Raw genomic sequence first — 19169 nt, 5'->3', positions numbered from 1 at the left:
AGACAGATCCCGACGAGGACATCGTTCGAGTCAGTAGTTCTGAGGGTCATGATGATCGATGGGACGGTCAGTTCCTACTCTGCCAGCCAGTCCCAGACCAGCCACCATCAATACTCACAGTAGTTCTAGAGCGAGGCGGACGAGAATATTTGAACTTTATTCAACCAAAGGGTTGACTACATTTAGGTGTCGGTTCTACGCTTTTCATCAACCGAAAGGTTGAATAGAGATTTCGATATCGATACACAGGAGGCCGCAGTGGCCGATCAGCTGTCCAAGGTCTTCGCCGCTCTGGCCGACCCGACGAGGCGGGACATGGTGGCCAGGCTCAGCGTCGCCGATTCGACGGTGAACGAACTCGCCGAACCTTATGACGTCAGCCTGCAGGCCGTATCGAAACATCTCAAGGTGCTCGAGGACTCCGGACTGGTCTCCCGCACCCGTGACGCCCAGCGCAGACCGGTCCATCTCGAGGACAACGTGTTCGATCTGATGACGAAATGGATCGAAAGATACAAACAGCAGGCAGAGGAACGCTACCAACGCCTCGACGCGGTCCTCGAAGCGATGAACGCGGACGAGGAAGCGAACGACTCGGAATCGAGCGCCGCCTCGGCGGAGGGATCCGAGGCCGCATCACCCCACAGAAGATCACGCAAAGGAGCATGACATGACCACCACAGACACCGCAGCCGACTATTCGACTCTCAAGCTCGACGTCCCCGAGGGGGTGCAGACCGTCTCGATCACCCGCGATTTCGCGGCCTCACCGGACAAGGTGTTCCGGGCCCACATCGACCCTGAACTGTTCGTGAAGTGGTGCGGACCGGACTCGATCACGAACACGATTCGGGAATGGAATGCGACGACCGGCGGGAACTGGAGCTACGTCTCGACCGATGATCGCGGCGAGTACGCCTTCTTCGGCTCGTTCCACGAGGTGCGGGAGAACGAGCGCATCGTCCAGACCTTCACCTTTGAGGGATTCCCGGACGCGGTCAACCTCGAGATCCTCACGCTCACTGACCTCGGCGACGGGCGGACACGGCTGATGTCGACTTCGATCTTCGACTCGCTCGAATCCCGCGACGGCATGGTCGCCTCGGGCATGGAGCACGGCATCGTCGAGGGCTTTAACAAACTCGACCGCCTCCTAGACCACCCCTAATTGCTACCTGACGGCGTCCCAGCAACCTGGCGCCAGGTTGCTGGGACGCCGTCAGGTAGTTCGGGGGACATTACGGCTCAGAGACGGAACGGATCGAATGGACCCTCGTCGACCTCCGCGGCCGGCCACAGTTTGCAGGAATTGGAGAAGCGCAGACGCTAAGCGGCGGCACGATCCTGTCTCGCGCCGCTCTTCGCGATATAGAAGCACAGTTCGTTCACGCCGATGAGGAAGACGCCGGAGCTCAGCAACATAGTACCGGGGATGGTGTTCGATACGAACAGCAGAACGAGTCCCGCGACGAAGAGCGGGTAGCTCAGACTTGTGAGCAGAATTGAACGATGGGCAGACTCCTGCACCGTGATGATCACCGACCTGGATCGCGAATCGAGTTGTCTTGTCCGTCGCACCTCTGGCTAAGGCATTCCGCCGAAAACCACGATGAGACCACTCAACGATAGCCAAAGATCCAGTCGCGGTCTCTCCCCTAAAAGGATGATTTCCCACGCCCGAAACACCTGACGGGGGCTGAGCAACCTGGCGCCAGGTTGCTCAGCCCCCGTCAGGTAGTTCCGGGGCGTTCGGACATTGTGGAGAAGTAGGAATCCCGGCTGCGGCGCACGTGGCGGGCCATAACTTCGGCGGCCAGGGCATCCTGACCGGCATCGATGGCGGCGATGATCTCGCGATGTTCCGGCCACGCCTGCGGGCCTCGGCGCATGAGGTTGAGCGAGTACAGCCACTCGATCTTGCCGGAGATCTGACGAAGGAGGCTGATGAACGACAAGCTGCCGCTGAGCTCGGCGACAGCGAAGTGGAAGCGCATGTTGAGCACCGCGAGGTCCTCATAGCGTTCCGCCTCGATGACGGCGTCACCGGCGTCGAGGATGGCATCGATCTCTTCACGGATTTCCGCCCACCGAGGGTCCGGGTCCTGTCCGGCAGTGCGCTCTGCCACCCTGCGCGCCGCACGCTTCGCGGTTGCCGACTCGAGCACGATGCGGATCTCGAACAGATCTTCGGCGTCCTCGACCGGTGACGGCGCGACCACCGAACCGCTGAACTTCCGGGACTCGACGAGACCGTCGGCTTCGAGCGCGCGCAGTGCTTCCCGGATCGGGATCCGCGACACCTCGTATCGTTCGGCCAACACGACTTCGCGCAGCTTGGTCCCGGGCTCGAGCTTGCCCTTGATGATGTCGGTGCGGATCTGCGCGGCGACATCCAGTTGCGCATCGTGCGAATCAGCCATGGTCATCTCCCCGCCGCATAACCCTGCGCCCCACGCGGATTCGCTCCGGCGCTCAGCCGCCCCGTCGCCGGATCCCGAGTCACGCACGACAGCCTGCCGAGCTCCCAATCCCCCGCCCTGGTCACGTTGTGACCGCGGGCGATGAGTCCGCTGATGACATCCTCGCCGAGGCGGTCCTCGACGACCGCCCCACCCGGAACCCAGGTACGTGGCCAGAACGATCCCGCCAACGACGTCGTGTGCAGTGCCGGTGCATCGATGGCCTCCTGCGCGCGGTAGCCGCCGACGAGCATGCGCAGGATCAGCAGCAGTTGCCACTGTTCCTGCTGGTCACCGCCGGGTGAGCCGAGAGCGATGATCGGCTGCCCATCTTTGGAGATCAAGGTCGGGGTCAATGTCGTGCGCGGACGCTTGCCCGGGCGCAGTGCCGAGGGGGCCGCCTCGTCGAGCCACGTCATCTGCAGCCGGGTCCCGAGGCAGAATCCGAGCCCGGGGACGGTCGGCGAGGATTGCAGCCACCCTCCGGACGGGGTCGCCGAGATCATATTGCCCCACCGATCGACGACGTCGAGGTGGCAGGTGTCGCCGTTGTTGACGCCGTTCTTCTGTACGGTCGGCTCCCCGATGCCGGCTTTGATCAGCGCTTCTTTGTCATCACCTTCGGGAATGAGCGGGGTGGTGAAGACGGGCTCCGCACCGTCCCGGCCGAGACCGGGCCGGAATTCCGTCGATGCCTGCTCGGTGATGAGTTCTCGTCGGGAGGCCGCATAGGAGTCGCTGAGCAGCCAGTCGAGATCGACGTCGGCATCGCCGTAATAGGTGTCACGGTCGGCCATCGCCAGCTTGAGTGCCTCGAGGATCGTGTGCGCTCCGATCTCGGTCGACGGGTCCAGTCTTTCGTCGTCGAAGCCCCCGAGGATCTTCAGGGTCTGCAGCAGCACCGGACCTTGACCCCAGGCGCCGATCTTCGCGACCTGATATCCGCGGAAGTCAATGGTGACGGGGTCTTCGAAACCAGCGTCGAAGGCGGAAATGTCCTCCAACGTCATGACTCCGGCGTGGTCGCCCCCGGTCGAGTGTCTATGCGCGGTGGTGATGAAGTCGGTGATCGCCTGTGCAACGAATCCGGACTTCCACCCCTGACGGGCCGCTCGAATCCGCTCTTCCCGCGTCCCAGTGCCGTCACCGGCGGCGATGAGCCTGCGCAGCACATCGGCGTAGGCGTGGTTGAACACCAGCTCGCCGGCTTCGGGAACTCGACCTTCGGGCATCCACTGTGCGACCGAGGTCGGCCAGTGCTCAATGAAGAGTTCGCTGACCTTCGCGATCGTCCCGGCTGCTCGGGCGAGGATCGGATGCCCGTCGTCGGCGTAGTCGATGGCGAAGTCGAGGACATCGGCGAGCTCCCACGTCCCGTGGTGTTCGAGCAGGTTGAGCCACGAGTCGACGGCTCCGGGAACGGCGGCGGCGAGAGCCCCGGAGCCGGGAACCATATCGAGGCCCTCGCCGCGGAAATGCTCGATCGTTGCCGCGGCCGGAGCCGGCCCTTGGCCCATCATCACCCGTGGTCGGGAGGGCTCTGCGGCAGTGGCGAAGAGCCCGGTCATGTCACCGCCCGGTCCGTTGAGGTGGGGTTCGACGACGTGGAGGACGAAGGCTCCGGCGACGGCAGCATCGAAGGCGTTCCCGCCGCGTTCGAGCACCGCCTGCGACGTCCCTGTGGCCAACCAGTGCGTCGATGCCGCCATCCCGAAGTGCCCCTCGAGGGTGGGGCGCGTGGTGAAAGCTGGCGGCGGGGTAAAGGTCATGAGCGAAGTCCTTCGGCAGTGGTCAGCTGAGCGTGTTTCGGCGTGCAGGCCTTGGTCAGCTGTCGATAACGACGATACCCGGACAATTCCGGTTGCCCCTCAATTGCACGCCAACCGTCACCTGATTACAGTTTTGTATACAAATTACCCCTCATGGCGACATTCCGGCACTGCCGCCGGCTCCACTCGCCCGGAAAGGACACCATGACTCGTCGCCTCGACCTGGCCATGCTCCTGCTGCTGACCTTTTCGACCGGCATGGTCGACGCCATCGGCTACCTCGGCTTCGACAAGGTCTTCACCGGCAATATGACCGGCAACGTCGTCATCCTCGGCATGGGCCTCGCCGGCGCCGACGGCGTTCCCGTCCTCCGGCCTGCCCTCGCGCTCGTGTTCTTCATGGTCGGTGCTGCACTGTCGGGTCGCATCCTCGGCGACATCGGCGAGAATTGGCACCACCGGACGACCGTGATCTTCTCCGGCGTCGCCGTCGGCTGTGCCGCACTGTGTATCTACGTCGCCGTCGTCCCCGACCCCGAGATCGGCCTGGCCGGGACGATCTTCACCTCAGCCCTGTCGGCGCTCATGGGTGCACAGGCTGCCGCGGCCCGGAAGATGAAGATCGCCGACGTCACCACCGTCGTCGTGACCTCGACGATCGTCGGCCTCGCCGCCGATTCGAGCCTGGCCGGCGGTGACAACGTCCGCTGGATCCGACGAGCCCTCGCCGTCGTCCTCATCCTCATCGGCGCGCTGGCCGGTGCCGCCACGCTCATGCTCAATCAGTGGATCGGCATCGCGCTCGTCGCCGTCATGATCGCCGCCGCAGCCGTGATCGGCCACCTCGGCGAGAAGAAGAGACGAACCCGCGCCGAGGCGGCCGACCCCGTTCCGTCGAACGCCTGAGTTCCGATTGCGCCGAAGCGATCGGCCCCCGCCGGTTCTCCGCCTCTCTTGACGTCGAGTTCGTTTGAGGCTCTAAGGTAGCGATTATGCGCGACGACCCCGAGAGTCCCTCTTCTCAGCTCCCGTCCGCTGCCCCTGCCTCCGGCGGCACTGCGGCCAGGGCTTCCGGCAGCTGGAGCGAGCTCTTCAGCGCCGAACATGCGTCCGCTTCGCTCGTCCTCGCCGGCGGCATCGCGGTGTTCGCGATGAACACCTTCGTCACCGCGGCCCTCCTGCCGTCGGCGATCGCGGACATCGGCGGACAGGAGTTCTTCGCATGGGTGACGACGGCATTCCTCGTCGCCTCTGTGTTCGCCTCGATGCTCGTCGCCCGAGTGCTCGCTTCGCTGGGGGCGGCATGGGCGTACCTGCTCGCGTTCGCCCTCTTTGCCGCAGGCTCACTCGGCGCAGCCCTCGCCCCTTCCATGGAGCTGCTCGTCGCCACCCGCATCCTCCAAGGCTTCGGCGGGGGTCTGCTCGCCGGGCTCAGCTACTCGGTCATCCGGGATGCGCTGCCCCGACACCTGTGGACTCGGGCGACGGGACTGGTCTCGGCAATGTGGGGTCTCGGCACGCTCTTCGGACCCGCTGTCGGCGGCATCTTCGCCCAGATTGATTTCTGGCGCGGGGCCTTCGGACTCCTGACGCTGATGTCGGTCGCCCTCGGCCTCATGGCGCTGCGCAGCCTTCCTCGTCAGGCGCCCCGCGACCGGAACTTCGGTCGGCTTCCGGTCCCCTCACTGACGATGCTGGTCCTCGCCGCTGCCGCCTTCAGCATTGCCGCAGTGGTTCCCACAGGCTGGCCGACGACCATCGCGCTGATCGCAGGTACGGCACTCATCGCGGCCTTCATCGCTGTTGATCGCTCCGCCGGTTCCCCGGTCCTCCCCCACATCACCTACCAACGAGGCAATCCGCTCAAGTGGATCTACCTCGTCATGGGCATTCTCAGCTCTGCGGCGATGGTCGAGATCTTCTTACCGAAATTCGGACAGGACCTCATCGGCATGTCCCCGCTCTTGGCGGCCGTATTCGGGGTGACCATCTCGGTGGGGTGGAGCTTCGTCCAGCTGTTCAGCGCAAGCGTCGACGATCCGCAGACCAGTCGCCGGCTGATGGCAATGGGCCCCGTCCTCCTCACCTCAGGATTGGTCATCTATGCAGCCACGCAGTTCGTCGATGCGGACTGGATCGCTTGGGTCTGGGCCGGAAGCCTCATCCTCGCAGGTTCAGGCATCGGCGTCGCCTTCCCTCACCTCAATGTGGCGGCGATGAGCAGCAGCGACGACCCGATCGAAGGGTCGAAGGCGGCGGCCGGTCTCGGCACGGCCGAGCTCATCAGCAACACGATCGCCTCGACACTCGTCGGTGTGCTCGTTGCGCTCGGCGGCCCAGGTGCCGCCGGAGCCATGACGATGGGTGCCGGACTCGCCGTCCTCGGCGGCATCGGCATCCTTTGTGCTGTGATCATGCTGCGGCGCATCCGGGCCGCCGACACCATGCCGTCGAACGCCTGAGTTCACGTTCCACCCCATGGATTCTCAGCGACACCGACCCTGACCACCGACGATAATCAGAACATGAGCAACGGAGCAGATTCGACAGCATTGCGGCAGCCGACTTTTCCACTCAAAGCACCGGGAACCGCAGTCATCCACGCGGGCCCACAGCAGAACCCACGCATCGTCTCCGTCCCGACCCGCTGCACCGAGCACGTCATCGAACTCTCAGAGGGCACGGACCTCTTCGCTGCGCTCGAGCGGTCACTGACCGACTTCTCCGTTTCCGGCATCATGGCCGAATTCGTCTCCGGTCAGTTCGGCCATACCGACTATGTCCATCCCGCCTACGGTGAGGACGCCGAGCACCCCATGTCGTTCACCGAGGCATTCCGGGTCGAATCCCCCACGGAACTTCGACATGCGTCCGCAACGATCGGTTTCCGCGAGGACACACCGTTCTGTCACATCCACGCCTCGTGGACCGCTGCCGACGGCGACACCAGAGGCGGGCATCTGCTGCCGGGCACCCTGGCGGGGCCGTCCGGGCTGACGATCCGGCTCTTCGCCCTTCCCGATGCGCGGCTCCTCAGCGAGGTCGACCCCGAAACCGGGTTCTCAGCGTTCGCCCCAACACCCACCTCCTCCGAGACTCCGGCCTCCCCCGATGCCGTCGTCTCTCGTGTCCGCCCTGGTGAGATCCTCGACGAGGCGGTCCTCGACATCTGCCGCAACGCCGGCTTCGAGTCCGCCGAGGTGACGGCGAGCCTCGGCAGCACGACCGGTGCCGTATTCACCGACGGCACCGCCTCGTGGCCAGCCGTCGAATTCACTCATCTCAGCGGCACCGTGACCGACGGACAGAGCACAGCTCCGCAGATCGCCCTCTCCGGCGAGGTCGTCGACGTCGCCGGAGAGGTCAGCTCGGGCACCCTCAAGCCCGGAGCCAATTCGGTCGCGGTGACCTTCGAACTCTTCGTCCGCCGCACCGACTGACCGAAGAAACTCTCAAGCAACCAGCTCCGCAGATACAACGATCCCCGCACCGTCGTAGAGATGGTGCGGGGATCAACTGCTCACGCCGATCAAAAGCTCAGGACATCACGGCCCCACCGTCGACCCGCAGGATCTGGCCGGTGGTGAACGCTGAGCCGTCCGTCGCCAAGTAGGCGACCGCCTCGGCGATCTCCGCAGGCTGACCCATCCGGTCGAGCGCCTGCCCTGAGAGGTCATACGACTGGCCGACAGTGAGCGCGGATTCGACCGGACCGGGTGCCACCGAGTTGCAGCGGATGCCCTTGCGTCCGTACTCTTTGGCCACCCACTTCGTCAGGGCGATGATCCCGCCCTTGCTCGCCGAATACGCCGGCCCTGACCGAGCACCGGCCGCACCATCAGACACCGCTCCGCCGTTGATTCCGGAGATCGAGGAGATGTTGATGATCGACCCGTTGCCGGCGTCGATCATATGCGGGTGAACGGCGGCTTTGATGAAGTTGAACGTCCCGCCGAGGTTCGTCTCGATATCGCGCTGCCACTGCTCGGCGGTGATCACATCGATCCCGACGCGCGCCGCGGTGCCCGCATTGTTGACGAGGATGTCGAGGCCTCCGAAAGTCTCGACGAACGACCCGACGGCAGCCGTCACCTCGTCGGCGTCGCGGACGTCGAGGGAGAACGCAGCGAACCGCTGCTCCGGGAACTCCGCGGCCAATGCGGCGGCGGCATCCTCGGCGCCCTTGAGGTCGACGATGCCGACCGACGCTCCACGCCGGGCCAGCGACCGGGCGATGGCCAAGCCGATTCCCTGCGCGGCACCGGTGACCAGCGCGGTCTTGTTCGTGAGCAGATACGGTTCCATTGTTCTCCTTGAAAACGTGTGAGTTGAGTACGGCGAGATACATCCAGGTTCGGTTCCGACCGACCGCCGAGGCCGACACCCACAGGCGCCGACCCCGGCCAAGCGCCCGAGCTATCCGACCCCGAGGAGGTCAGGCAGCCAGTTCGACAGTGCCGGAATGTAGGTGATGAGCAGCAGGGCGATGATCGCGCAGACGAGGAACGGGATGACTCCGCGCACGACCTCTTCCAAACGCGTCTTGCCGATGCCCGCACCGACGTACAGGTTGAGCCCGACCGGCGGGGTGAACAGGCCGATCGCGAGGTTGACGGTCATGAACACGCCGATCGTCGTCATGTCCACACCGACCCCGATGAGGATCGGCACAAGGATCGGCACGAACAGGTAGAACGCACTGATCGCATCGACGAAAGCACCGACGATGAGCAGGATGACCGTGACGACCGCGAGGATGAGGTACTTGTTGTCCGTCACCTCGAGCACGGCCGACGAGATCGCATCGGCAATCCCTTCGACGGTGATGACGTAGGAGAACAGGCTCGCCACGCCGACGATGAACATGATGACCGCGGTCGAGACCCCGGACTCGAGGAACACCTTCGGCAGGTCCTTGAACTTCAGCTCCCGGTAGACGAACACGCCCACCACCAGCGCATACACCGAGGCCACGGCTCCCGCCTCGGTGGGGGGTGAAGATTCCACCGTAGATTCCGCCAAGGATGATCACCGGAATGAGCAGCCCGGGGATGGCCTTGAGGAACGCGGTGAGGATCTCCCCGAACCCGCCTTCCGGATTGACCGTGGCCGTCGGATCCACGGATCCGACGGCACCCGAACCACCGACACCGGATCCGGAAACCCCGGACCTCGCCGAGGCGGCCTTCCCATCCGACGTCAGCAACTGAGTCTTCCCGCCCGTAGACGATCCGGTCGAACCGGACTGCACAGCCGCCTCGGCGGGGGTCGTCGTCTTCACGGGCAGACCGGCCAGTTCACGCACTCTGGGCACGAACAGGGCGGCGATGAAGAACGCGAGCGCCATGATCACGCCGGGCACGATGCCGGCGATGAAGAGGCGGGAGATCGAGATCTTGCCGAACTCGGCGGCGACGACAGCGAAGACGATGAACGCGATCGACGGGGGCACGACGATGCCCATCGAACCCGATGCCGCGACGAGGGAGACCGCGTGCTTCTTCTGGTACCCGTTGCGGATGAGCGCGGGGATGAGGATCGCGCCGATCGCGGCCACGGTGGCCGGTCCCGATCCGGAGATCGCGGAGAAGAAGAACGCGGAGATGATCGTCACCGCGGCCAGACCGTGGCGCAGGCGTCCGAAGATGAGGAACGCGAGGTCGACGAGCCGCTGCGAGATGCCGGTGTACTGCATGACGATTCCGGCGAGGATGAAGAACGGGATCGCCAGCAGCGTGCCCGAACTCATCGACGGGAACATCACCGACGGCACGACGTCGAGGACTTGGATGCCGTCGGTGGTCACCAGGGTGACGACGGCGGCCAGGCCGAGGGCGAAGGCGACAGGGATGCCGAGGCCGAGGAACAGGAAGAAGCTGCCGAAGAGCAGGAGCGTGATCATTTCCGGCCTCCCTTGGACTCGGACGAGAATTCGGACGAATCGATGGTCGGTGCTGCTTCGCTGGCGAGTCGTTCGACGACTGCTTCGGCCGAGGTGTCCTCGTTCATCGAGACCCGCAGAGCCTGGAGGCTGCGGATGATTCCGAGCAGCCCGGCCAAGGGAATCGACAGCGTGAACAGCCATTGCGGGATGCCCAGCGACGGGGTGGCTCGGCCACGGATGGCCTGCGCGATCGTCATCTCGCCGCCCCAGATGAGGAGCACGGCGAGGAACGCGACGATGAGTGCGGTGCCGGTGAACAGCAGGACCTTGCGGACCTGGCCCTTCGCGTTCTCGACGAGGTAGGTGAAGCCGAGATGCGCGCCGAGGCGGATCCCCACGACCGCGCCCATCATCGTGAGCACGACGAGGAGGTTGATCGTGATCTCCTCGGAGAACGCCAGCGAGGCCTTGAAGATGTAGCGGGAGAGCACGTTGACGAAGGTGACGATCACGATCATCACGAAGGACAGGATGACGACCCAGTCCTCGAAGAAGCGGACGATTCTCATCTCACAGTCCTTTCGGGATGAACGCGTCGGACATGTCTGAGCCCCAGACCTTGCGGTACTTCGCGTAGATCGGCTGCAGCTTCTCGCGGAAGGCGTCTTTCTCGTCGTCGCTGAGCTCGTTGACCTCCATGCCGGAGTCCTTGAGCTCGGCGATGAGCTTCTGTTCGCCGTCCCGATTCTTCTTGATCTGGAACTCGTTGGCGTCTGCGGCCAGACGGCTCACAAGCTTCTGGTCCTCGGGCGTCAGGGAATCGAAGAGGTCCTTGTTGATGCCGAGGATGAGCGGGTCGTAGGAGTAGTTCCACAGCGTCAGGTACGGCTGGACCTCCTGCAGGTTCGCCGAGTAGATGACGTCAATCGGGTTCTCCTGGCCGTCGATGGCTCCCTGCTGCAGGGCGGTGAAGACCTCACCGAAGGGCATCGTCGTCGGGTTCGCGCCGATCTGCCGGTAGAGGTCGGTGTACATGCCGAAGCCGGGGATCCGGAACTTCATGCCCTTCATGTCTTCTGGCGTGTGGATGGGCCGATGCGTGTTCGTCAGCTGCCGCATCCCGGATTCCCCGAAGCCGAGCAGGTGGACTCCACGCTGGGCCAGATAGTCCTTGTAGACGTCCCCGCCAGCCCCGGCGAGCGCCGTCTGCCCGTCCTCGACGGAGTCGAAGACGAAGGGAGCGGTGACGGCGCCGAAGCGCGGGTCGACGCCGGCGTAGATGATCGGCGAGTTGTAGGAGAAGTCCTTCGCCCCGTCCATGAGCTGTTCGACTCCGGCCGTGGCCTCACCTGCAGAGAGGCGTTCGCTGCCGAAGACCTTCATGGTGATCCGACCGTCGGTCTCCTCGTCGAGGTCCTTGGCGAACTTCTCCGCCGCGAGGTACCACGTCGAGGTCGATCCGGTCGTCACCGTCATCTTCCACCGGTAGCGCTGCTTGCCGTCGTCGGTGGTGCCGAAGTTCGTTCCGCACCCGCTCAACAGCAGGGCGCACACCATCAGTACGGCGGACCAGACGAGCATGGGCTTCGTCGTCCGTGTTCTCGGCACCGTTGCCTCCTTTGTTTCCGTTATTTCACTGTCGTTGAGTGCGGTGGGTCAAGCCCTCGCCGAGGCGGCCGCCGCTGTCCGCGCGAACCGCGACGTCATCGTTTCGGCATCCCTGCGTAGTGGGTCAGTCCTCCATCGACGGGGATGAGCGTGGAGTTGATGTACGCCGATTCGTTAGATGCGAGGAACACTGCGAGGTCCGCGACATCCTCGGGTCGGCCCATCTTCCCGGTCGGGGATTGGGCGTGACGGGCCGCGAGCATATCCTCGACCGAGTCGTAGTGGCCGCTGATCGAGCGGTGGATGAGCGGTGTCTCGATGAGGCCGGGTGCGATCGAGTTCGCGCGGATGCCCTCGGAGGCGTACTGCGCGCCGACGACCTTCGTCAGTTCGATGAGACCGGCCTTCGATGCCGCATACGCCGGGTAGTCGTACCCCATATAGCGCATGCCGCCGACCGAGGACACCGAGATGATCGACCCGTGCCCGGCTGCGCGCATATGCGGCAGGGCGTGTTTGATCGCGGAGAACGCCCCGGTGAGGTTGATGTCGAGGGCACGACGGAACCCGTCGGTCTCGAGTTCGTCGACTCCCCCGTTGACGACGATGCCGACGTTGTAGTGGAGCACGGTCGGACCGCCGAGGCGGTCGGCGCAGTGAGCGAAGGCCGCCGCCAGCGAGTCCTCGTCCCCGACATCGGCGACAACCGTGGTCAGCTGAGCGTCGAGATCAACTCCGCCGAGGCGGCCCCGCCCAGCCGTGACCGCACCATTCGCGCCCGCCTGGGCGGCCGCCTCGGCGAGGACTCGTGTCGCCTGCTCGAGAGCGTTCGGGTCACGGTCGACGAGGCAGACCTTCGCACCCTCACGAAGGAACGCGGTCGCTGCAGCGAAACCGTTGTTCACCTCCCCGTCCGGGGTACCGCAGCCGATCGCCATGATCGTCGTGCCGACCAACCTACCCGTCGGCACTGACACGACTTCCTGTTTTGGTTTGCTCATCGTGCACTGCCCCGTCCTTGGGAGTATTCCGCTTTGAGTTCCTTGCGGGCGAGTTTGCCGTACGCAGTGACCGGCATCGTGTCGACGAAGTGGATCTCCTTGGGCACCTTGTACTTCGCCAACCCGGACTTGCACAGCGCGGTCAGCCGCTCGGTCAGGTCGGCGACACTGTTCGCACCGGCCGGCGACTCTGCACGTTCGATGACGGCCACGCCGATCTCACCCCACTTCTCATCCGGCACGCCCACGACAACGGCCTGGGCCACCTCGGTGTCGGTGAGGAGAAGCTCTTCGATCTCGCGCGGATAGACGTTCGATCCGTCGGAGATGTACATATCGGACTTCCGGCCGGTGAGGAACAGGTAGCCGCGTTCGTCGAGGTAGCCGACGTCGCCGGTGTGGAAGAGACCGCCGGCGAAGGATTCGGCGTTCGCATCGGGACGGCCGAGGTAACCGGCGCACACGGTCGGTCCGGCCACGCAGACTTCGCCCTGTTCACCTGCGGCCAGCTGCGTGCCGACCTCGTCGACGATGATGATCTCGACTCCGGTGCGGGCGCGGCCGCAGGTGCCGATTCCGGCGTCGTCGACGGGGATGGCTCCGTGGTCCTCGGGGCGGAGGATCGTGATCGCTCCGGTCACCTCGGCGAGCCCGAAGTACTGGACGAGGCAGGGTCCGAGCCGTTCGAGTGCCCGAGCCTGGTCGGTCGCAAGCATCGGGGCTCCTGCGTAGATGACGCGCTCCAGGGTGTGGTCCTCGGGGCCGCGGCCGCTCGGGTAGCCGGCGGCGATGCGGTTGAGGATGGTCGGAACGGTGAAGGCGTTCGTGATGCCGTAGGCGTCGATGGCCGGCCACAGGGATTCCACGCTGGGCTTCCCACCCGGGTGGATGATCGACGGAGTGCCGCCGAAGACCTGACCGAGCATGTGGATGCCCGCTCCGTGCGACAGCGGCGCGAGCACAAGGGACGCTCCGGTCTCGTCCTCGTTGGGGAAGAGGTCACAGCGATGGTTCATGAGCACCGCGCCGAGGTGGCGGTGCGTAAACGTCGCAGCTTTCGGTCGGCCGGTGGATCCGGAAGTGAAGAAGTACCAGCAGGGGTCGTCTTCGTCGACCGTCGAGTCGACGGCTTCGGCGGGTGCGGCGCCTGCCTGGGCGGTGGGCAGTTCCCCTATCCAGAAGACGGGGCCGGTGAACCCTTCCGCTTGCAAAGCGGTGACGAAGTCAGCGTGGGCACGATCGGTGATGACGGCGGCGGGGGCGACTTCGGCACTGATGCCAAGCAGTTCCTCGGTCGACAGTGCCGCGTTCGGTGGGGCGATGACGCCACCGGAGCGGAGGATTCCCCAGAAGGACTGGATCACCTCGGCGTGGTTGGCCGACACGAGGAGGACGGTGTCACGGCGGTCCACGCCGCCGGCTTGGAGGGCGGCGGCGAGTGCTTCGGCGCGGGCGTCGAGTTCGGCCCAGGTCCAGCGCTGCCCGTGATCGTCGTCGACGACGGCGAGGCGGTCAGGGATCCGGCGGGCGGTCTGGGTGAGGAAGTGGGAGACGTTGACCCCGCGCCGAGGTGTGGGAGTGAAGTCCTTCGCCGGGGACGTCTGGGAGATGGCGCGCATCAGCGGACGCGCTCGAGGACGGAGGCGAAGTTCGACACCGCGGCACCGCCCATATTGAAGACTCCGGCGAGTTCCGGGGCCTCGATCTGGATGCCAGGTGAGCGTCCGGTCAGCTGCGCTGCGGCGAGTGCGTGCATGGACACACCTGTGGCGCCGATAGGGTGGCCTTTGGCCTTGAGCCCGCCGGAGGGGTTGACGGGCAGGCGACCGCCGACCTCGGTAACGCCGTCGTCGAGCAGGGTGTGTCCCTGGCCGGGGGCCGCGAGTCCGAAGGCTTCGTATTCGAGGAGTTCGGCGATCGTGAAGCAGTCGTGTGTCTCGAGGAAGTCGAGCTCGTCGATGCCGATGCCGGCGGCGTTGAGTGCCTGGTCCATCGCGGCACGGGCTCCGGCCATCTCGAGCGGGTCGCGCTGGGACAGCGGCAGGACGTCGTTGGCGTTGCCCATGCCTCGCCAGGACACGGCCAGCGGTGCGGAGGCGGCGACATCCTCAGCGGCCATGACGAGCGCCACGGCTCCGTCGGAGACCATCGAGCAGTCCGTGCGGCGCAGGGGTTCGGCGACGTACGGGTTCTTCTCGCTCACGGTGTTGCAGAAGTCGAAGCCGAGGTCCTTCTGCATGTGTGCCAGCGGGTTCTGGGCGCCGTTGGCGTGGTTCTTCGCGGCGATCTTCGCGAGGGTCTCCGAGTGGTCGCCGTACCGGTCGAAGTACTGGCGGGCGATCTCGCCGAAGACTCCGGCGAAGGACTTAAAGTGCTCTTCCTCTTCCCGATAGCTGGCACTGAGCAGGACCTCATTGACGTCGTGGCCAGAGGCCTGAGTCATGCGTTCGGCGCCGATGACCAGGGCCGTCTTGTGGCGCCCGGCGGCGATGGAGTCGTGGGCGGCGAAGATCGCGGCGGATCCGGTGGCGCAGGCGTTCTCGTGCCGGTGGGCCGGTGTGCGGGCGAGTTCGGGGAACACTGTGCCCGGCAGTGCGGCTTCGAAGCCTTGGCGGGAGAGTCCGTTGTTGAAGACGCCGACGTGGATGACGTCGATGTCGGCCGGTTCCAGTCCCGCCTCGGCGATGGCGTCGCGGGCGACGTCGGCCATCATCTGGGGCAGCGGTGATTCGGATCGGCCGAACTTTCCGTGGGACCAACCGATGATCGCAGGTGAGGACATGGACACTCCTTCGGGTACCGGGCTCTGCGGAACGAGCACTGCCCTCACATACTTTCCCGGTCCCATCAGTTGGTCAAAGAAAATCCACCATATGGAACATTGGTGTCGGCAGTGCTTCAGTGCCAACCCCCACCACCGAGGCGGGCCGGCTCCGAAACCCCACCATCAGAGGTCCATGCTTCAGGCAAGGAAGCATGGACCTTCGGCGTCGAGATGCGTACCGTAGAAAGCTCCCACGTCACTCAATGAGGAGACCGACAGTGCGCATCATCATCACTCAGAACATCACTCTCGACGGTCGTGTCGAGATGCTCGACGAATGGTTCGATCCGCAGGCTCAGGACGAAGAGCTCTCGGCCGAACTCATGCGGCAGTCCGCGAACGAGGACGTGCTGCTGCTCGGTCGGCAGACCTTCGAGGACTTCCGCGGATACTGGCCCCTCGTCACCGATGACACCACCGGCGTCGCGGACCATCTGAATCAGGTCGACAAACGCGTCGTGTCATCGACCCTGACCGAGCCGGGATGGCAGAACACGCAGATCATCAGCGAAAACCCGATCGGCGCCGTCGCCGCCATGCGCGAAGAACCCGGCCGTGACGTCATCGTCACCGGCAGCATCACCCTGGCCCACGAACTCATCGCTGAGGGTCTCGTCGATGAGTACCGGATGTTCACCTATCCGGTATGGCAGGGCCGCGGACGCGGGTTCTTCCACGACGGAGCCCACTCGGCCAGGCCGCCTCGCCTCAAGCTCATCGACTCGAAGGCCTTCCCGAGCGGCATCACCTACTCGGCGTACGAACCGAGCGCCTGAGACTTTCATCCGGCAGGACTGAACGTCAGGATCTGCGGAAGGCGTCAGTCCCTGTTATCAGTCCGCGTGAGTACGCTCGAAATCCTTGCCCCAGGCGTTCATCGCCTCAACGATCGGCTGCAGGCTGCGGCCCAGATCGGTCAGTGAGTATTCGACCCGCGGCGGCACTTCCGGATAGACGGTTCGCAGCACCAAACCATCGTCTTCGAGTTCGCGCAGCTGCCTGGTGAGAGTTTTTGTGTTCGCCAGTGGCACCAGCCTGCCGAGCTCGTTGAACCTCCGGGGTCCCTCAAGCAGATGCTTGATGACCGTGAGTTTCCAGGTGCCACCGACTGCCGAGACCGCAACCTCGACCGGGCACACCTCCATCGCGCGTCGGACCGGCAACCGCATAAACACCTCCATGGGGACAGAAATGTCCGTACTAGACGCTCGTACTCTAAGCATCCACGATGGAGGCATGGAAGACAACGCCACCGAGTCCACCGTCCTCTGGCTGAGCGCCCACCCCGAACCTCGTTCTCTCAACGGCAGTCTGCGCACGTTCGGCATCGAGCATCTGCGCACACTCGGCCACAATGTCCTCGAATCCGACCTCTACGCGATGGAGTGGGACCCGGTGGTGCGCCCGCACGATGCCGGCACACATGTCTCGGATCGGTTCCGCATCAGTGCCGACACCCGCACTGCGCACCTCGCCGGCACTCAGCCTGACGCGATCATTCTCGAGCAGGAGAAGCTGCGAAGGGCCGACGCGCTCGTCGTTCAGTTCCCATTGTGGTGGTACGGGATGCCGGCGATCCTCAAAGGCTGGTTCGACCGAGTCTTCGTCAGCGGATTCGCGTTCGGCACCGATGAAACCACAGGGCGACGACTCCGCTTCGAGCAAGGTCCCTTCGCCGGCAAACGCGCCCTTGTCATCACCACCCTCGGCGACCGCCCGCTGGCAATCGGGCCGCGCGGCAAGTCCGGTGAGCTCAATGAACTCCTCTTCGGCCTCCTCCACGGAACCTTCGCCTACACCGGCATGAGCGTCCTCGAACCGTTCGCCGTTCCCAGTGCCGACCACATCGACGACATCACGCCGACCCGTGCCCGCCTCATCGAACGCCTCGACGAGCTCTTCACTGCACCGACCATCCCGTTTCGCCCGCAGTTCACCGGCGACTACACGCCCGAATGGGAACTCGAACCCCACCTCTGCCCCAACGAGCACGGCGTGCGCATCCACACCGCCAGCTGACCGAGCCCGCCCACGCGCAGCCCCCGACCCCGACCTGGGAGAAACCCCTGATGTCCGAGCCCACCCGCACCACTACTCCGATCGACAGCGACCTGACGCCGGAATCTGTGCAGAAGTTCGACGTGCACATCCCGGAGTCCGAAATCGACGACCTGCGGGCTCGACTGGCCTCTGCCCGCCTGCCGGAAACCGAGACTGTCTTCCGCCCGTCACCCGATCCTCGGCGATGGGATCAGGGCGTCCCTCTCACCGATCTCATCGACCTCGTGGACTACTGGCGAACCGACTATTCCTGGCGAACCTTTGAGAATCGGCTCAATGAAATCGGCCAGTTCCGTACCGAGATCGACGGTCTGGGAATCCATTTCCTGCACCGCACCTCCTCGAGACCGAACGCGACCCCGCTGGTCCTCACCCACGGATGGCCCGGCAGCATCGCCGAATACGTCGACATCGTCGACGAGCTGGCCGAGCCGACCGATCCCGATGTACCGGCGTTCCACTGCGTGGTTCCCTCGCTGCCCGGTTTCGGCTTCAGCGACAGACCGAGCGCCACCGGCTGGTCCACTGACCGAATCGCCGAGGCGTGGGTGACGCTCATGCGCAGGCTCGGCTACGACCGCTTCGCGGCCTTCGGCGGCGACTGGGGCGGGGTGATCACCACCATCCTCGGGGGACGATTCCCCGAGCACCTCATCGGAATCCACACCACCTATGCACCCGGAATCCCAGGAGCCTCCCTGGAGGATCTCATGGATGACGAGCGGGCATGGGCCCTCGATGCCGAGGACTTCTGGACTCATCGCGCCGCCTATGCACACCAGCAGGCCACGCGCCCGCAGACCATCGGCTACGCCCTCGTCGACTCACCCGTCGGGCAGCTGGCGTGGATCCTCGACAAGTTCGCCGAATGGACGGACACCCGCGACAGCCCCTTCGAGAAGATCTCACGGGACCGACTGCTCGACAACGTCTCTCTGTACTGGCTGATGCGCACCGGTGCCTCCTCGGCGCGCATCTACTTCGAAAGCCACGACTCCCTCGACCCCGATCTGCGAGTCGACGTTCCCACGGCTATCACGATGTACCCCTGCGATATCGAAAGGTATCCGCGCGCATTGTCACAGCATCGCTACCGGCGCATCGTCCGCTGGCAGGCGGCCCCGAAAGGCGGACACTTCCCGTCCCTCGAAGCACCGCACGAGTTCCTCGCTGACCTCAGGGCCGGTCTGACGGCAATCCTCACGCCGTGCCGAACATGACTTTCCGGCCGTCGGGGTCCTCGACCGTGACGACGACATCGTCGACCGCCACGAGCGGAGTGCCCGCGTCCTTGATCCGTTCGAGGAACTCCGCCTGATCCGGGATCCGGAAGTACAGGTGCGTGAGATTCGACTCCGTCACCGGCGGGAACGCATAGTCGGCGAACGCCTCCGCCGAATGCAGAGCCACCTGCACTCCCCCGGCCTCGACGACGAAGTAGGAGTACTCCTCATCGCCCTCGGTCGTCAGCGGCAGCCCCGCGATCTCGCGATAGAAGGCGGCGGTCGCCTCGGCGTCTGTGCAGGTGAGGAACACTCCGCGAAACGTCGATTCCATGGCCAA

Annotated in this window: 19 protein-coding genes and 1 pseudogene; 8 read left to right on the top strand and 12 right to left on the bottom strand. The window is 64.8% G+C overall.

The annotated features are described in order from the left end of the window. Positions 1 to 258: 258 nt before the first annotated feature. Together BI49514_RS06915 and BI49514_RS06910 are read left to right on the top strand one after the other, a co-directional pair. Positions 259 to 669 (top strand): ArsR/SmtB family transcription factor, encoded by a 411-nt coding sequence (locus BI49514_RS06915; protein WP_101545436.1) that lies wholly within the window; start codon positions 259 to 261, stop codon positions 667 to 669. Between the two features lies 1 nt (position 670). Continuing rightward, positions 671 to 1168: an SRPBCC family protein gene (locus BI49514_RS06910; protein WP_101545435.1), complete on the top strand. Its 498-nt coding sequence runs from the start codon at positions 671 to 673 to the stop codon at positions 1166 to 1168. Positions 1169 to 1730: 562 nt separating this feature from the next. Here BI49514_RS06910 and BI49514_RS06900 read toward each other — a convergent pair. Together BI49514_RS06900 and BI49514_RS06895 are read right to left on the bottom strand one after the other, a co-directional pair. Beyond that, entirely contained in the window at positions 1731 to 2420 is a 690-nt protein-coding gene (locus tag BI49514_RS06900; protein WP_101545431.1) for a GntR family transcriptional regulator, read from the bottom strand. A 2-nt stretch (positions 2421 to 2422) separates the two neighbouring features. Continuing rightward, entirely contained in the window at positions 2423 to 4228 is a 1806-nt protein-coding gene (locus BI49514_RS06895; protein ID WP_101545430.1) for a gamma-glutamyltransferase family protein, read from the bottom strand. Positions 4229 to 4432: 204 nt separating this feature from the next. On the opposite strand from BI49514_RS06895, the gene BI49514_RS06890 reads away from it, so the two are divergent. From BI49514_RS06890 to BI49514_RS06880, 3 genes are all read left to right on the top strand, one after another. Continuing rightward, complete coding sequence (locus BI49514_RS06890) at positions 4433 to 5134, top strand: YoaK family protein (protein WP_101545428.1); 702 nt, start codon at positions 4433 to 4435, stop codon at positions 5132 to 5134. Positions 5135 to 5220: 86 nt separating this feature from the next. After that, positions 5221 to 6690 (top strand): MFS transporter, encoded by a 1470-nt coding sequence (locus tag BI49514_RS06885; RefSeq protein ID WP_101545427.1) that lies wholly within the window; start codon positions 5221 to 5223, stop codon positions 6688 to 6690. A 63-nt stretch (positions 6691 to 6753) separates the two neighbouring features. Then, complete coding sequence (locus BI49514_RS06880) at positions 6754 to 7668, top strand: PCC domain-containing protein (RefSeq protein ID WP_101545425.1); 915 nt, start codon at positions 6754 to 6756, stop codon at positions 7666 to 7668. A gap of 97 nt (positions 7669 to 7765) precedes the next feature. Here BI49514_RS06880 and BI49514_RS06875 read toward each other — a convergent pair whose 3' ends face one another. The 8 genes and pseudogenes from BI49514_RS06875 to BI49514_RS06845 all read right to left on the bottom strand — a co-directional run bounded on the left by BI49514_RS06875 (position 7766) and on the right by BI49514_RS06845 (position 15503). Beyond that, positions 7766 to 8533 carry an SDR family NAD(P)-dependent oxidoreductase gene (locus tag BI49514_RS06875; protein ID WP_101545423.1) on the bottom strand — a complete coding sequence of 256 codons (768 nt, stop codon included), beginning with the start codon at positions 8531 to 8533 and terminating at the stop codon, positions 7766 to 7768. Positions 8534 to 8644: 111 nt separating this feature from the next. Further along, complete coding sequence (locus BI49514_RS16885) at positions 8645 to 9235, bottom strand: TRAP transporter large permease subunit (RefSeq protein WP_257904115.1); 591 nt, start codon at positions 9233 to 9235, stop codon at positions 8645 to 8647. 46 nt (positions 9236 to 9281) lie between these two features. Then, a pseudogene (locus BI49514_RS17265) lies at positions 9282 to 10130 on the bottom strand (TRAP transporter large permease subunit); the annotation flags it as partial. After that, on the bottom strand, positions 10127 to 10681 hold the full coding sequence (locus tag BI49514_RS06865) for a TRAP transporter small permease (RefSeq protein WP_101545422.1): 555 nt from the start codon (positions 10679 to 10681) through the stop codon (positions 10127 to 10129). The gene BI49514_RS06865 and the pseudogene BI49514_RS17265, both read right to left, overlap by 4 nt. 1 nt (position 10682) lies before the next feature. Continuing rightward, the gene (locus BI49514_RS06860) at positions 10683 to 11720 is read right to left on the bottom strand and encodes a DctP family TRAP transporter solute-binding subunit (protein ID WP_244195296.1); all 1038 of its coding nucleotides are present in this window, start codon (positions 11718 to 11720) and stop codon (positions 10683 to 10685) included. A gap of 95 nt (positions 11721 to 11815) precedes the next feature. Then, positions 11816 to 12721 (bottom strand): SDR family NAD(P)-dependent oxidoreductase, encoded by a 906-nt coding sequence (locus tag BI49514_RS06855; protein WP_208634998.1) that lies wholly within the window; start codon positions 12719 to 12721, stop codon positions 11816 to 11818. Next, the gene (locus BI49514_RS06850; RefSeq protein WP_101545418.1) at positions 12718 to 14340 is read right to left on the bottom strand and encodes an AMP-binding protein; all 1623 of its coding nucleotides are present in this window, start codon (positions 14338 to 14340) and stop codon (positions 12718 to 12720) included. Before BI49514_RS06850 ends, BI49514_RS06855 begins: the two co-directional genes overlap by 4 nt. Then, the gene (locus BI49514_RS06845; protein WP_101545417.1) at positions 14340 to 15503 is read right to left on the bottom strand and encodes a thiolase domain-containing protein; all 1164 of its coding nucleotides are present in this window, start codon (positions 15501 to 15503) and stop codon (positions 14340 to 14342) included. The genes BI49514_RS06850 and BI49514_RS06845 overlap by 1 nt, the downstream gene beginning before the upstream one ends. A gap of 260 nt (positions 15504 to 15763) precedes the next feature. Between BI49514_RS06845 and BI49514_RS06840 the strand changes: the two genes are divergently transcribed. Continuing rightward, the gene (locus tag BI49514_RS06840; RefSeq protein ID WP_101545415.1) at positions 15764 to 16321 is read left to right on the top strand and encodes a dihydrofolate reductase family protein; all 558 of its coding nucleotides are present in this window, start codon (positions 15764 to 15766) and stop codon (positions 16319 to 16321) included. A gap of 57 nt (positions 16322 to 16378) precedes the next feature. On the opposite strand, the gene BI49514_RS06835 is transcribed toward BI49514_RS06840, so the two are convergent. Then, on the bottom strand, positions 16379 to 16714 hold the full coding sequence (locus BI49514_RS06835) for a winged helix-turn-helix transcriptional regulator (RefSeq protein WP_180954361.1): 336 nt from the start codon (positions 16712 to 16714) through the stop codon (positions 16379 to 16381). Between the two features lie 67 nt (positions 16715 to 16781). Here BI49514_RS06835 and BI49514_RS06830 point away from each other — a divergent pair, with 67 nt between their 5' ends. Both BI49514_RS06830 and BI49514_RS06825 read left to right on the top strand, forming a co-directional pair. Continuing rightward, the gene (locus BI49514_RS06830) at positions 16782 to 17564 is read left to right on the top strand and encodes an NAD(P)H-dependent oxidoreductase (RefSeq protein ID WP_101545412.1); all 783 of its coding nucleotides are present in this window, start codon (positions 16782 to 16784) and stop codon (positions 17562 to 17564) included. Between the two features lie 50 nt (positions 17565 to 17614). Next, positions 17615 to 18826: an epoxide hydrolase family protein gene (locus BI49514_RS06825; RefSeq protein ID WP_101545411.1), complete on the top strand. Its 1212-nt coding sequence runs from the start codon at positions 17615 to 17617 to the stop codon at positions 18824 to 18826. On the opposite strand, the gene BI49514_RS06820 is transcribed toward BI49514_RS06825, so the two are convergent. Continuing rightward, positions 18807 to 19163: a VOC family protein gene (locus tag BI49514_RS06820; protein WP_101545409.1), complete on the bottom strand. Its 357-nt coding sequence runs from the start codon at positions 19161 to 19163 to the stop codon at positions 18807 to 18809. The genes BI49514_RS06825 and BI49514_RS06820 overlap by 20 nt on opposite strands. Between the last annotated feature and the right edge of the window lie 6 nt (positions 19164 to 19169).

This window comes from Brevibacterium iodinum ATCC 49514 (assembly GCF_900169265.1).
Lineage (GTDB): Bacteria > Actinomycetota > Actinomycetes > Actinomycetales > Brevibacteriaceae > Brevibacterium > Brevibacterium iodinum.
Note: the sequence above shows the minus strand (reverse complement) of the source record. Positions and strands in the feature narration are given on the sequence as shown.